Origin of the sequence: Sorangium sp. So ce836, from assembly GCF_028553905.1 — a bacterium.
Lineage (GTDB): Bacteria > Myxococcota_A > Polyangia > Polyangiales > Polyangiaceae > Sorangium > Sorangium cellulosum_D.
On the sequence record NZ_CP102233.1, the window covers coordinates 12,817,086 to 12,831,546 of the forward strand.

Sequence of the window (14,461 nt, forward strand, 5' to 3'; positions counted from 1 at the left end):
CGGCGGCTTCCGTCCCGGCGGGGCGGGGAGCGCTTGAATCGATCGCCGCACAGGCACGCTTCCATCGGACGAGCGGTGTTCCGTCGGACGCGGCTCGGGGTCGTGACCGGGGTTGAACGAGGAGGCGGGGAGAGCGGTTCGACGGGCTTCGCGGCTCCCGCCTCGCCGTGAGCGCTCCGGGCCGACGCCGCCGCGATCCGGGCGGGAGGCGCGGCGGCGTCGGCCCGGAGCGCGCGTCAGCCCGCGCTGCTGGCCGCGGGCGGGCTCGACCCGAAGATGGCGACGATGGCGCCGGCGAGGATGATCGCGGCGCCGGCGATCTCCGTGGCCGTGGGGATGGCGCCGAGCCACAGGGCGCCGATCAGGATCCCGCCCAGCGTCTCGCCGGGGGAGACGAGCGCGATGATCGACGGGGACATGCGGCGCGCGGCGGCCTGCACCGCGGTGTGGCCGACGAGGGTGGGGACGAGCGCGAGCGCGACGATGGCGACGGCGGCGTGGGCCGGCGGCGGGGCGACGCCCTCGAGCGCGCCGGGCGCGGCGGGGAGCGCCGCCGCGAGGAAGACGGCGGCGCTCGCGTAGACGAGCGCCGCGTAGCTCCGCGCCGGCAGGGCGTCGCGGAGCGCCCGGGCGAAGGACACGTAGAGGCCGTAGAGGACGGCGGCGCCGACGACCATGAGGTCGCCCGAGAGCCGGTGCTCGCCGGCGCCGGCCGCGCTCGCGATGACGACCGCGCCGGCGGTGGCGAGGAGCACGCCGGCCTGCTCGGCGCGCGTGGGGCGGACACGGAAGAACGCCCACGCGCAGAGCACGACGGCGAGCGGCTCGAGGGAGATGAGCGAGAGCGCCGCGGCGATGGAGGTGCGGTCGAGCCCCCAGAGGAAGAGCGCGAAGTGGACGGCGAGCAGCAGGCCCGCGCAGAGGACGGCGGCGCGCTGGCGCAGCGAGAGGCCGGCCGCCGAGCGGGCGATCGCGCGCAGATCGAGCAGGGAGAGCGCGACCGCGGCGAGGGCGACGCGGCCGAAGGCGACGACGAGCGGGTGGACCGGGCGCGCGTACCGGGCGAGGGGGCCGCTCGAGGCGAAGGCGAGGCTGGCTAGGACGACGAAGAGGGCGGCGCTCCGGGCCGTGACGCGCTGCTTGGCCGCCATGCGATGCTGCTAGGTCAGCCGGCCGGGAAAGACAATCAGCGAGGCGCGCAGCGAGGCGCGCCGCGGCGGGGTCAGTTGGGCGGGGGCGGAGGGGGCGCGATGAGGACGAGGTTGAGCCCGCCCGGGTACTGGTAGCTCGTGTAGGAGCCGTAGCCGATCACCTGGATGCCGACGGGGGCCGAGGCGGTCAGCACGTGAGCGCCGTCGTTGCCCGGGCCGAGCGGGACGCGCGCGACGCCGAACCCGGAGCCGTTGCCGATCGGGGTCGGCTCGACGTCGACGGGGTCGTCGTCGAGCGTGATCGTGGCGTCGAGCGGCTGGATGACGTCGACGTAGCTCTCGTCGTAATCGCTGGGGGCGAGGAAGACGTACTTGGTGCGGTACTGCTCCACCGCGGTGGCGTGGCTCTGCGACGGGTCGCCCTTCTGGTCGGGAGGGGGGGTGTCGCGGTCGACGATCTCGGCGCCCAGCATGAACGTGCTGACCGCGAACTCGTGATCTCCCACGATCTCGAAATCCCTCCTCACGACGCTGAGGTCGACGACCTGGCCGGCGTCGATCGAGGTCGGCGCGCCGTCCGGCCGGCCGGACGGATAGGTCAGCGCCGTGCCGTCGACGTTGCCGTAGAGGCGCACGACGTGACCGAAGACCTCGCCGCCGGGCGAGGTCGGGACGGTGACGAAGTAACGCTTGCCCAGGGTCTCGGCCGGGAACACCGACTCCTCGATGTGGTCGCAGGCCTTGTAGCCGGCCGGCGACTGTACGCACGGCATGCCGGTCAGCACCTGGACGGGGTTCGTGGCGGTGACGAGGCTGCCGCTGAGATCGCTGCTCGGGCTCCCGAGGATCTCGACGACATCGCCCGCGTCGAGGTCGACGATGAAGCTGCCTCCGCCGGTCGTCGCAGGGATGCCGTCGCCGGCGATCACCGAGGCGCCCTGGGCGAGGCTCACCGTGACGCTGGTGCCGTCCTGGATGCCGGTGATGACCGCGTAGGCGCCCACCGCCGCGCTCCTCCAGCCCTGCTGGCCGGTGATGCGGTAGTTGCCGGTCATCGCGGTGCTCGGCAGGAGCAGCGAGGCGTCGTTGGTGAAGGAGTAGCAGCCGTAGGGGCGCCCGCTGGAGGGACACGAGCGGAGGCCGGGACAGGAGGACCAGTCCTTCCCGTCCGGGCCCCCAGCGCCCTTGTACTCGAGCGCGTTGAATTGATAGACCGTGACCGGCCGGGTCGAGACGAGGTGGTAAGCGCCGCCGTCCACGCGAACGGAGCCGCTGAGCGATTCGCCCGAGGCGCACACGCCGGCGTCGGGCCCCTTCAGCTCGCGGACCCAGGGGAGGTAGACCTTGGTCAGGCTGTTGGGCTGGACCTCGGCGCGCGCCACCGAGGCGCCGTCGCGCGTCACCTCGACCTCGGCCACCTCGTCGCCCGCGTTGGCGACGACGACCGCGTAGTCGAAGATCGACCACACGATGTTCGCGGTGACCGTGGGCCAGAAGTCGCACCCGATATAGGATTTGTTCGCGGCGGCCTCCGCGCACGTCTTCGGGTCGCCCAGCAGATCGGGGCCGGGGTCGCTGCCGCCGGTGCCGGTGCCGATGTCGTCGCCGGTGCTGGTGGTGCCGGCGTTGCCGCTGGCGCTGGTGTTCGTGGAGGATCCGCCGTCGCCCGAGCCGCCGCCGGAGGTGTTTCCAGGCCGAGGGGGGCCCGCGGACGAGCCGCTGGCGGAGCATGCGGCCGCGGAGGCGGCGGCCACCAACAGTCCTAGGCCGAGAAACAGAGTGTGCTTCGAGTACTGCATGGGCCCTCCCGTCAACGGACTTCGAGCACAGGGGCCTGTGCGACAGCCCGGCTGGAATGAGACTTCCAGTGGATTGCTGAAGTAAATGGTCGAGCGCTTTCGCACCCCTGGACACGTTGGTGTCCATCGATCCCGGCTACGCGTTTTTGTGCCGCGGCGCAAGCACGCCGAGCCCATATCTCGCGATCATCATCGCGGAACACCAAGGAAATTCTGGAGCAACGACCGACAAGAAGCAAAGGTCACAGACGGGACAGATCCTACCAATACCGCGTCACCCGCTCTCGTTCCTGGTTGTGCCTGCCGTAGGCCCCCGGGGAGGGAGCTCGTCGCGCGGGGCGCGGGCGGGCTGGTGTCCGAGCCCAATTGACGTCCTGTGTCCGGCGTGCGCAGCACGTCGGGCACAGGACGTCCCAGGCGAGTTCAGCCCGCCCGCGCCCCGCGCGACGAGCTCCCTTCCCCGGGGGCCGGGCGCCTCGGAGCTCCCTGACGCCCCTGCCCGACGCGGTACTACCGCGGAGCCGTGAGCAGCGGGCGCAGGAACTGCCCCGTGTACGACGCAGGCACCTTCGCGACGTCCTCCGGCGTCCCCTCGGCGATGACCCGGCCGCCGCCGGCGCCGCCCTCGGGCCCGAGATCGACCACCCAGTCGGCGCACTTGATGACGTCGAGGCTGTGCTCGATGACCACCACCGTGTTCCCCGCCTCGACCAGCCGGTGGAGCACGCCGAGGAGCTTGCGGATGTCCTCGAAATGCAGGCCCGTCGTGGGCTCGTCGAGCACGTAGAGCGTGCGCCCCGTCTGGCTCTTGCCGAGCTCGCGGCTCAGCTTCACGCGCTGCGCCTCGCCGCCGCTCATCGTCGGCGCGCTCTGGCCGATCTTCATGTACCCGAGGCCCACCTCGACCAGCGTGTCGAGCACCCGCCGCAGCGCCACGTGGTGCTCGAAGAGCCGCACGCAATCCTCGATGCTCGTGTCCAGGATGTCGGCGATGCTCTTGCCCTTGTACCGCACCGCCAGCGTCTGCGCGCTGTACCGCTTGCCGGCGCACACCTCGCACGGGACGTAGACGTCGGCGAGGAAGTGCATCTCCACCTTCACCACGCCGTCGCCGCTGCACGCCTCGCAGCGCCCGCCCTTCACGTTGAAGCTGAACCGCCCGGGGCCATAGCCCCGCGCGCGCGACTCCGGCAGCTCGGCGAAGATCTCGCGGATCTGGTCGAACGCCTTCGTGTACGTCCCGGGGTTCGAGCGCGGCGTGCGGCCGATCGGCTTCTGGTCGATCGCGATCACCTTGTCGAGCGCCTTGAGCCCCTTGATCGCGCGGTGCGCCCCGACCGGCTCGGTGCTGTTGTGGAGCGCCCGGCCGAGCGCCGGCAGGAGGATGCCGTTCACCAGCGAGCTCTTGCCCGCGCCGCTCACCCCGGTCACCGCGAGCAGCACCCCGAGCGGGAACCGGACATCGATGTTCTTCAGGTTGTGCTCGGACGCGCCCAGGACCTCGAGCCACCCGCGCGGCGCGCGCCGCGCCTCGGGCACCTCGATGCGCGCGCGCCCCGCGAGGTACGCGCCCGTCAGGCTCTCCGGGTCGCGCGCGATCTCCTCGGGCGTCCCCGCGGCCATCACCCGCCCGCCGAGGTGCCCCGCCCCGGGGCCGAAATCCACGACGTAATCGGCGGCCCGGATCGTCTCCTCGTCGTGCTCCACCACAAGCACCGTGTTGCCCAGATCCCTGAGGCGCCGCAGCGTCTCGATGAGGCGCTGGTTGTCCCGCTGGTGCAGGCCGATGCTCGGCTCGTCGAGCACGTACATCACCCCCGACAGCTCGCTCCCGAGCTGGCTCGCCAGCCGGATGCGCTGCGCCTCGCCGCCGCTCAGCGTCGGCCCCGAGCGATCGAGCGTCAGGTAGTCGAGGCCCACGTTCAGGAGGAAGCTTAGCCGGCTCGTGATCTCCCGCCGCACCCCCTCGGTGATCTTCTGCCGGTTGCCCGGGAGCTCCAGCCGGGCGAAATGCTCGAATGCGTCCTTCACCGTCATGCCGGTGACGTCGGCGATGCTCTTGCCCGCGACGCGCACCGCGAGCGACTCCGGGCGCATCCGCTTGGAGCCGCAGGCGTCGCACGGCCGCTCGCTCATGAACTTGCGGTAGGCGTCCCGCGCCGACTCGGACGACGACTGCTGGAACCTGCGCATCAGGCTCGGGATCACGCCCTCGAACTTCATGCCCCAGGTGCCGTGGGTCTCGGTCCCCTCCTTCCCCCACGTCACGGCGATGCGCTTGCCCGAGAGGCCGTAGAGCACCGTCTCCTGCTTCTTCGCCCCGAGCTTGCGCCAGGGCACGTCGAGGTCGACGGAGCACGCCTTGGCCACGGCGTCGATGATGCGGAACGTCCAGCCCTCGCCGCGCGCCATGGCCGACGCCCAGGGGGCGATCGCGCCCTCCCGGATCGACAGCGAAGGGTCCGGGATCACGAGGGCCGGGTCGATCTCCAGGCGGGTGCCGAGGCCGTTGCAGGCGCCGCACATGCCGAGCGGGCTGTTGAACGAGAAGCTCTGCGGCGAGAGCTCGGGGAAGCTCTGGCCGCAGCAGGAGCGCGCGGCGCTGAACAGCAGCGGGGCGTCCGGGCGCCGTCGCCGCGCGGCCGGCCCGTCGTCGGCCTGGAGCTCGACCCGGAGCTCGCCGCGCCCCTCCTGGAGCGCGAGCTCGACCCCCTCGGTGATGCGCTGGCGCTCGTCCGCCCGCACGGCCAGCCGGTCGACCACGAGCGCGATCGTGTGCTTGAGCTTCTTGTCGAGCCGCGGCACCTCGTCGAGCCGGTGCTGCGCCCCGTCGATCTCGACCCGCACGAAGCCGCGGCCGCGGAGCTCCTCGAACAGGTCCTTGAACTCCCCCTTCCGGTGCGTCACGAGCGGCGCGAGCAGCACGAACTTCGTGCCCTCCGGCATCGCGAGGAGCTCGTCGACGATCTGCTCCGAGCTCTGCGCCTTCACCGGCTTGCCGCAGAGGTGACAATGCTGCTCGCCGGCGCGCGCATAGAGGACGCGCAGGTAATCGTAGACCTCGGTGATCGTGCCGACCGTGGAGCGCGGGTTGCTCGACGCGCTCTTCTGCTCGATGGCAATCGTCGGCGACAGGCCGCGCAGGTGCTCGACCTGCGGGCGATCGAGCTGACCGAGGAACTGGCGGGCATACGAGCTCAGCGTCTCGACGTAACGCCGCTGCCCCTCGGCGTAGAGGGTGTCGAACGCCAGGCTCGATTTGCCCGAGCCGCTCACCCCCGTGAACACCACGAGCTTCCGCTTCGGCACCTCCAGCCGGTCGATGCGGAGGTTGTGCTCCCGCGAGCCGAGCACCTCGATGAAATCCGGCTCGCGCGCGGCCTCGAGGAGCTTGAGCGCCGGCCGCGCCTCGACCTGCGCGGGCGGCTCGGCGCGCGGCGCTGCCTTTGCGCCGCCGTTGCCGGACCTGGCCAGCGCCCCGCCCCGGGGGGTGGATGCGATGGTCTGCGGCTGTGTGGATCCGTTCGTTCGCGCGCCCATTGGATTGCCCACCGCCATTAACACGGTGACGCGCTGTCCGGCACTCGATGTTCCGTGGAAAAGCGGGCAAGGAGCGCGCAATGCGCGCGGCGTCACATGTCAGGTGGCGCGCAGCTCAGCGCCTGGCCGGGCCGCCTGGAGCGGGGCGCCAGCGCACGACAACGCAGGTGACGTTATCGGGGCCGCCGTTCTCATTGGCGCGCCTGACGAGCCGCATGGTGATCTCGGCGAGGTCGGCGCGCTCCTCCAAAATACTTGCGATATCTTGCGCCGGCACCACGCCGGACAGGCCGTCCGAGCAGAGCAGTAGGACGTCGCCGCTCTCGACGGCGTCGATGCGCGTCTCCACCTCGACCGCCTCGTCGGTGCCGAGCGCGCGGGTGATCACGTGCTGGAGCGGGAACGAGCTGGCCTGCTCGGGGAGGAGGTGGCCGAGCCGGATGCACTCGTTGACCAGCGAGTGGTCCCGGGTGAGCTGCTCGAGGCGGTGATCGCGGAGGCGGTAGACGCGGCTGTCGCCGACGTGCGCGATGGCGATGAAGCCGTCGCGCGCGAGCGCGGCGGCGAAGGTGGTGCCCATGCCGCGCTTCTCCCGGTCGCGCCGCGCCGCGGAGAAGATGCGGCCGTTCGCGAGCTGGATGCCCGCGACGAGCAGCGGGAGCCCCTGATCGACGTAGCGGGCCTCGGCGGCCCGCGTCGTGGGCGGCCCCACGCTGACCGAGACAGGCCAGGTGGAGTCCGGGTCGTCGAAGAAATCACGCACGGTGTCGATCGCCATCCGCGAGGCGACCTCCCCGGCGGCGCGCCCCCCCATGCCGTCGGCCACGAGGAACAGCCCCCGCGACTCGAGGATCGCGAAGCTGTCCTCGTTCGTGTCCCGGACCATGCCAGGGTGGGTGATCCCGGCGGCTTCAAAAATGAGGTGACGCTGCACGGCGCTTCCCTCCAGCGTGCTCGCAGGCGCGCCTTGCCGAACTGCCGAACGACGGGCGCGCATCCTCCGTCATCCGCGCCCTTCCGGCGCCTGGATCGAACCGATCGCGCGACACAGAACGCATCGTCTGCTCATGTGGCTGCCCGCTTCAACTGCTTCGAGCGAGCCTACGCGGCAAGGATCGGTCGCGTCCACCAGATCGGGCCTCGGGCGGCGCCCGCCCGCGGCTGTCCGCGCGGGGGTCGGCGGCGCCTCGCGCGGCGCGCGGGTCGCCGTTCCGTTTCCAACGTCTGGCGCTGCCGCGGCGCGGCGGCCGCGGGGCGGGGCGGGCGCGTCACGGGACCGCGAGCCGCTCGGCGCCGCCGCCGGAGCACGCGCTGAGCGCGAAGCCGAACCGGTCCTCGGAGCCCTCCTGCATGATGCGCTCGAGGTTGCGGCAGGTGTGGCGGAAGACGCCCTGGAGGGCGTAGCGATCCTTGCTGTCCACGACGACCACGACGCCGGTGAGCGTGACCTCGAGGTGGTAGGTGACGGGGTCGCCTTCGATGGTGTACCGCGTCGTCGTGAACTCCGACGGCTCGCGGGTCTTGTACGCTTGCCAGATGCACTCGCGCGCCGCGCCGTTGTAGCCGTTGCCGTGCTTGACGACCTCGGTGCCGCACTGCTTGAGGGGCGGCGTCGCCGGCCCGCTCGGCGCCTTTTCGGGCGCGGAGGAGCAGGAGGCGGCGAGCAGGGACAGCGCGAGGGCGGCGAGCAGTCGGCCTGGCGAGCGGGGCATGGCGACTCCTTACCTAACGCGATCCGCGAAAAAGGGATTCTTTTTTTCGGACGGACCGGCCGGACCCGCGGCGCGGGGCGGCGTCGGCGGCGGTCCGCGGGGCGGCCTTCTTTCGGGCGGGCTTGGCGGGCTTGGCGGGCTGCGGCTCGAGCGCGGCGGAGAGGGCGCCGAGGTCCTGGAGGCTGGCGACGAGCGCGCGCAGGTAGTGCGCGGAGAGCCGCTCGGCGGCGCAGAGCGCCCGGGCGGCGAGCACCTGGGCGTTGTAGGGGCCGGCGTCCTCGGGCACGTTGTCGGCGGCGCGGGCGACGGCGAGCGTCGCGCGGGCGCTCACCAGCGACTCGTGGAACAGCGCCGTGGAGAGGGCGTTGCTGAGCGCCTGGGCTTGCCGCTTCACCCGGCGCTCGACGACATCGCCGTCGCACGGGAGCTCGGCGAGGTCGCGCGCGAGCGGCGCGGGCAGGCGGACGTCGCGCGCGGCGGCCTCGCCGCGGAGGCGCGCGAGCGAGGGCACGGCGGTCGTCTGCCGCTCGGCGGCGAGCGCGCGCAGGCGGCGGCGCGCGGCCCGCGCGACGGCGGGGAGGTCGCCGAGCGAGAGCGCCGCGGCGAGCGCGCCGTCGTCGGGGATGCCGGCGTCGGCGAGGGCGCGGAGCTGGGCCTCGGCGTCGGCGCGGGCGCGGTGGAAGGCGGCCTCGAGGGCGGTGAGCCGCGCCGAGGCGCGGGCGTCGAGGCGCGCGCGGGCGCCGCCGTCGAGGGCGCGGGCGCGCTCGAGGAGCGCCTCGATGAAGCGGTAGCTGGCTGGATCGAAGCGGTGGGCGCCGGAGGCGCGGAGGGCGGCGAGGCGCGCGGCGGCGGGGGCGGGAGGCCCGGGTTGGGGGGCGGCGGCCGACCCGGGTTGAGGCGCCGCGGCCGACCCGGGTTGAGGCGCCGCGGCCGACCCGGGTTGGGGGCGGCGGCCGACCCGGGTTGGGGGCGGCGGCCGACCCGGGTTGGGGGGCGGCGGCCGACCCGGGTTGAGGCGCCGCGGCCGACCCGGGTTGAGGCATCACGGTTGCCAACCGGGGTTGCGGTGGACGTGGTTGCGGTTGGCGGCGCCCCGACCGAGGTTGCGGCTCAGACCCGTCGACCGACCGAGGTTGCGATTGAAGACGCCGCTGGCGGTCCTCGGGCTCCACCGCCGCCGGAGAAAAATCCGACGTGGACGCCATCAGGGCGCGCTCCGCCGTGGAATGGGCGAGATCTCCACGCGACGGTTCTTCGCCCGGTTCTCGCTTGTATCGTTGGGCGCCACCGGGTGCCGCTCGCCGAAGCCGGCCGCGAACAGCGCCGTGTCGGGAACGCCCGCCGCGGCGAGCGCGCGCGTCACCGTGAGCGCGCGCTGCGCCGAGAGCTCCCAGTTGTCCGCATAGCCACGGGACGAGCTCGTGAGCGGCCGGTCGTCCGTGAAGCCGCTCACCATGATCAGTTCGTCATGATGCTCAAGGTACGCCTTCAGCGGATCGGCCAGCGCACGGAGCAGCGCGATCCCCTCCGGCTGAAGCTCGGCCGAGTTGAGCTCGAACAGGATGCTCCCGCGGATCCCGATGCGCCCCTCCGTCAGCGTGATCCTCCCCTCGGCGAGCGGTCCGGCCAGCGCGCGCTCGAGCGCCTCCAGGCGCGCGCTCTCCGCGGCGCGGGTGGCGCGCTCGGCGGCGAGATCGCGGGCCAGATCGACCTGGAACGAGATCGCCCACACGAAAAAGAGCACGAACAGGCCGAAGAGGCAGGCCATGAGGTCGCCGAAGACCGGCCACACCGCGGCCTGCTCGGGCGCCTCGTCCTCGGCCGGCATCAGGGACATGACCGAGCTCTCCTCGCGGCGGGCGCCGCGGATACCGGCGCGCCCTCGCGGCCCCCCATGGAGCAGGCGACCTCGGGGCGCGACGTGCCGGGCGCCGACGGAGGCGAGGAGCGGCGCATCAGCTCGTCCTGCTCCTCAGCGCCCGCAGCTCCGAGAAGAGCTCGCGCTGAAACTGCAGCGAGTGATCGAAGACCTCGCGGGTCTGGTCGAGGTAGGCGCCGAGGAGGTCCGTCGCCTCCCCGTGCTCACGGCGCTCGATCGCGTCCTCGATCGCGCCGAGGCTGTTCAGCCATCGATCGCTGGCGTCGCGGTAACGATCGACCGCGACGGTGAACATCTCGGCCACCGCCGTCATCTCGGCGCCGCCGGCGCGCACGAGCTCCGATGCCTCGCGCACCACCGCCGCGGTCGCCTCGAGGCTCTCCCCGAGCCCGCGGGCATGGGCGCTGAGCCGCTCGGCCAGCCCGTCGGCCGCCTCCCGCCGCGCCCCCTCCAGCCGCTCCTCGAACGACAGCAGCCGCGCCGCCTGCTCCTCCAGCAGCGCCCGCGCCGCCTCGCCCAGCGCCGCCACCCGTGCTTCCGCTCGCTCCTCCCGCTCCGCCGCGCTCCGCTCCGCCGCCTCCGCCAGCGCCGCCACCCGCCCGGCCTGCTCCCGCGCGCTGCCCGCCATCGCCGCCGTCGCCTCCGACAGCTTCTCCAGCAGCGCGTCCAGCCGCCCGTCCCGCGCCGCGTCCGCCTCCGCCCGCGCCGACAGCCGCTCCGACGCCTCCCCGATCAGCCGCGCCGCCGCCTCCGGCGCCGCCTGCGCCGCCCGCGCCGCCTCCGCCAGCGGGCCCGACAGCGCCTCGCCCAGCGCCGTCAGGTGCGCCGCTCGCGCCGCGTCCTGCTCCGCCTGCCGCGCCGCCGCCTCCGCCGCGCGCGCCGACTGCGCCTGCTCCAGCCGCTCGATCGCCTCCCCCACCACCCCGGCCAGCCGCTCCGCCTGGCCTTCCAGCCGCGCCGACGACTCGGTCTCGAGCTCGCGCCGGCGCACCGCGGCCTCCCGGTCGAGCCGCTCCAGGCGCTTCGCCGCGCCCTCCTCCATCCGCTCCAGCCGCGACGCGACCCCCTCCTCCATCCGCTCCAGCCGCTCGCCGAGCCCGCGGGCGTGGGCGCTGAGCCGCTCGGCCAACCCGTCGGCCGCCTCCCGCCGCGCCCCCTCCAGCCGCTCCTCGAACGACAGCAGCCGCGCCGCTTGCTCCTCCAGCAGCGCCCGCGCCGCCTCGCCAAGCGCCGCCACCCGCGCCTCCGCCCGCTCCTCCCGCTCCGCCGCGCTCCGCTCCGCAGCTTCCGCCAGCGCCGCCACTCGCCCGGCCTGCTCCCGCGCGCTGCCCGCCATCGCCGCCGTCGCCTCCGACAGCTTCTCCAGCAGCGCGTCCAGCCGCCCGTCCCGCGCCGCGTCCGCTTCCGCGCGCGCCGACAGCCGCTCCGACGCCTCCCCGATCAGCCGCGCCGCCGCCTCCGGCGCCGCCTGCGCCGCCCGCGCCGCCTCCGCCAGCGGGCCCGACAGCGCCTCGCCCAGCGCCGTCAGGTGCGCCGCTCGCGCCGCGTCCTGCTCCGCCTGCCGCGCCGCCGCCTCCGCCGCGCGCGCCGACTGCGCCTGCTCCAGCCGCTCGATCGCCTCCCCCACCACCCCGGCCAGCCGCTCCGCCTGACCTTCCAGCCGCGCCGCCGACTCGGTCTCGAGCTCGCGCCGGCGCACCGCGGCCTCCCGGTCGAGCCGCTCCAGGCGCTTCGCCGCGCCCTCCTCCATCCGCTCCAGCCGCGACGCGACCCCCTCCTCCATCCGCCCCAGCCGCGACGCGACCCCCTCCTCCATCCGCTCCAGCCGCTCGCCGAGCCCGCGGGCGTGGGCGCTGAGCCGCTCGGCCAGCCCGTCGGCCGCCTCCCGCCGCGCCCCCTCCAGCCGCTCCTCGAACGACAGCAGCCGCGCCGCTTGCTCCTCCAGCAGCGCCCGCGCCGCCTCGCCAAGCGCCGCCACCCGCGCCTCCGCCCGCTCCTCCCGCTCCGCCGCGCTCCGCTCCGCAGCTTCCGCCAGCGCCGCCACCCGCCCGGCCTGCTCCCGCGCGCTGCCCGCCATCGCCGCCGTCGCCTCCGACAGCTTCTCCAGCAGCGCGTCCAGCCGCCCGTCCCGCGCCGCGTCCGCTTCCGCGCGCGCCGACAGCCGCTCCGACGCCTCCCCGATCAGCCGCGCCGCCGCCTCCGGCGCCGCCTGCGCCGCCCGCGCCGCCTCCGTCAGCGGGCCCGACAGCGCCTCGCCCAGCGCCGTCAGGTGCGCCGCTCGCGCCGCGTCCTGCTCCGCCTGCCGCGCCGCCGCCTCCGCCGCGCGCGCCGACTGCGCCTGCTCCAGCCGCTCGATCGCCTCCCCCACCACCCCGGCCAGCCGCTCCGCCTGGCCTTCCAGCCGCGCCGACGACGCGGCGTCCGCCTCCCGCCGCGCGCGCGACTCCTCGTCGAGGCGCCGCTCGACCGCCTGCAGCGCGCCGCCCGCGACCGCGCCGGCGCGCTCCACCGCCTCGGCCAGGAGGGGCTTCACCACGCCGGCCGCCACGTCGGCGGTCTGCCGGAGGCCCGCCGCGATGTCGCCGCGGATCTCGGCCGCTGCCGCCGCGAACGAGGCGGCGGCCTGGCGCGCGCCCTCGACCTGCACGGCCACGAGCCGCTCCTCGAGGCGCTCGAGCCGGGAGGTGGCCTCGCGCAGCGACGCCGCCGCGGCAGGGAGCGCCTCGCCCTGCCGCGCGAGCGCCTCCAGCGCCGCGAGCTGCCGCCCCGCCACCGTCAGCGCCGCGAGCGGGCCCGCCGCGTAGGCGTGGAGCGCGGCCGCGGCCGCCGCCTCGGCGCGCCGCACGAGCACCGCGCCGAGCCCCAGCATCGCCGACGCCGACACGCCCGCCGCCGAGGTGCCGAACGCGCGCGACAGGCCCTGCATCGGCGCGGCCAGGCTCTCCCGGAGCGCGTCGACGTCGGCGCTCAGGGTCAGCGCCTCGCGCGCCCCCCGCAGCGTCTCGAACAGGCCGAGGAACGTGCCGAGCAGCCCGATCATCACGAGCAGCCCGACGAGGTACGACGCGAACGTCGCGCCGGCCGGAGGCAGCGCCGCGCCGGCGATCCGCGCCTCGAGCAGCGCCCGGAGCGGCGCGCTGCTCTGCTCGATCGCGGCGCGCGTCGCCGGCCGCGGCAGCGCGGCGAGCTCGCGCTCGATCCGGGCGGCCCGCCCCGCGCGCGCGAACAGCTCGAGCGTGCCGAACACCAGCCCGAGCGCGATCAGCAGAACGAGGCGGTACGCGAGCGGGTCCGTCCCGCGGTAGACGACCGCCGCCCGCCCCACCAGGGCGAGGCCGATCCCCCCGGTGAGGAGCACCAGGAGCCGCGTCGTCCACTGCCGCGCCGTCGCGAGCCGCATCGTGAAGCCCCTCGCGGGCTACGCCGGCGCGCCCGCCGCCGCAGCCCCGTCGACCAGCGAGAGGAGCCGGCCCGCCTCGTGCGCGAGCACCGCCTGGACCACGAGCTCCATCCGCTGGAGCTCCCGCCGGAGCCACTCTTCCTGCGCGAACCAGGCCGCGACGTGCTCGACGTCGACGGCCTCCGGCAGCGCGCCCACGGCCGCGCGCAGGCCCCGCGCGAAGGCGCGCGCGAGGCCGGGGACGAGCTCCGCGAGCGCGCGCTCGCGCCGCTTCTGGGTGGCGGCGGCGATCGCGGCGTCGAGCCGCTCGAGCCGCGCCGCGTCCGGGCCGAGCGCCCGCAGCGACGGCGCGAGCTCCTCGCGCAGCGCGCGCGTCTCGAGCCGGATGCGGCCGAGGTGGCGGCTCGCGAGCTCGCCGAACGGCTCCCAGAGCTGGCCGGCCGCGGACGCGAGCGGGCGCCCGCCGCGCTCGCGGGCGGCGCGCGCGGCCAGCACCCCGGTCTGCTCCAGCGTCGCGAGCACCGCCGCCGCGTCGGGCAGCTTGTTGCGCCGGTGGAACGGGGTGGCGAACACGTGGTCGAGCGCCGCCGCGAGCTCGCCGAGGCGATCCGCGGCGAGCGCGCGGACCTCGGCGCGCGCGCCGGAAGCCGCCGCGGGCGGCGGGGCGGCGGGCCGGTCGAGGAGCGAGAGCTCGCGCGCGAGCGCGACGCTCCCGTGCAGATCCATGAGCCCGGCGAGGACCGCCGCCGGATCGGAGAGCTCCGCGAGCGGCGCGCGCGTCCCGTCCGCCAGCGCCGAGGCGGCGGCAGCGAGGGGACGCGAGATCAAAGGCCCGGGCCGCGAGGACCCGGCTCCGGGGTGAAGCATTCGCACGGCCGCGCGTTGTTAGCCGTCGCGGCGCGGAGCCGCAAGCCTGTCCGTCGCGCCCCGCGCCCCGCGCCTGCGCGCCCGCCGCGCCTGTCGTCCCTCGCGCCCGCCGC

At 75.0% G+C, this 14,461-nt stretch carries 8 protein-coding genes and 1 pseudogene; all 9 read right to left on the minus strand.

Features of this window, described 5'->3' with window-relative positions; all coding sequences use genetic code 11:
• Positions 1-236: 236 nt before the first annotated feature.
• Positions 237-1,151 (minus strand): DMT family transporter, encoded by a 915-nt coding sequence (locus NQZ70_RS46920; RefSeq protein ID WP_129580034.1) that lies wholly within the window; start codon positions 1,149-1,151, stop codon positions 237-239.
• 71 nt (positions 1,152-1,222) lie between these two features.
• Positions 1,223-2,905 (minus strand): IgGFc-binding protein, encoded by a 1,683-nt coding sequence (locus NQZ70_RS46925; RefSeq protein WP_237244685.1) that lies wholly within the window; start codon positions 2,903-2,905, stop codon positions 1,223-1,225.
• Positions 2,906-3,460: 555 nt separating this feature from the next.
• The gene (uvrA, locus tag NQZ70_RS46930; RefSeq protein ID WP_207217658.1) at positions 3,461-6,490 is read right to left on the minus strand and encodes an excinuclease ABC subunit UvrA; all 3,030 of its coding nucleotides are present in this window, start codon (positions 6,488-6,490) and stop codon (positions 3,461-3,463) included.
• A 115-nt stretch (positions 6,491-6,605) separates the two neighbouring features.
• Entirely contained in the window at positions 6,606-7,424 is an 819-nt protein-coding gene (locus NQZ70_RS46935; RefSeq protein ID WP_129580036.1) for a Stp1/IreP family PP2C-type Ser/Thr phosphatase, read from the minus strand.
• A gap of 334 nt (positions 7,425-7,758) precedes the next feature.
• Complete coding sequence (locus tag NQZ70_RS46940) at positions 7,759-8,202, minus strand: hypothetical protein (protein ID WP_129580037.1); 444 nt, start codon at positions 8,200-8,202, stop codon at positions 7,759-7,761.
• A 13-nt stretch (positions 8,203-8,215) separates the two neighbouring features.
• A pseudogene (locus tag NQZ70_RS46945) lies at positions 8,216-9,028 on the minus strand (DUF2894 domain-containing protein); the annotation flags it as partial.
• Positions 9,029-9,406: 378 nt separating this feature from the next.
• Positions 9,407-10,039: an OmpA family protein gene (locus tag NQZ70_RS46950; RefSeq protein WP_129580039.1), complete on the minus strand. Its 633-nt coding sequence runs from the start codon at positions 10,037-10,039 to the stop codon at positions 9,407-9,409.
• A 118-nt stretch (positions 10,040-10,157) separates the two neighbouring features.
• Positions 10,158-13,481, minus strand: a complete 3,324-nt coding sequence (locus NQZ70_RS46955; RefSeq protein WP_129580040.1) for a hypothetical protein — start codon at positions 13,479-13,481, stop codon at positions 10,158-10,160.
• Between the two features lie 18 nt (positions 13,482-13,499).
• On the minus strand, positions 13,500-14,309 hold the full coding sequence (locus NQZ70_RS46960; protein WP_129580041.1) for a hypothetical protein: 810 nt from the start codon (positions 14,307-14,309) through the stop codon (positions 13,500-13,502).
• Positions 14,310-14,461 lie beyond the last annotated feature (152 nt).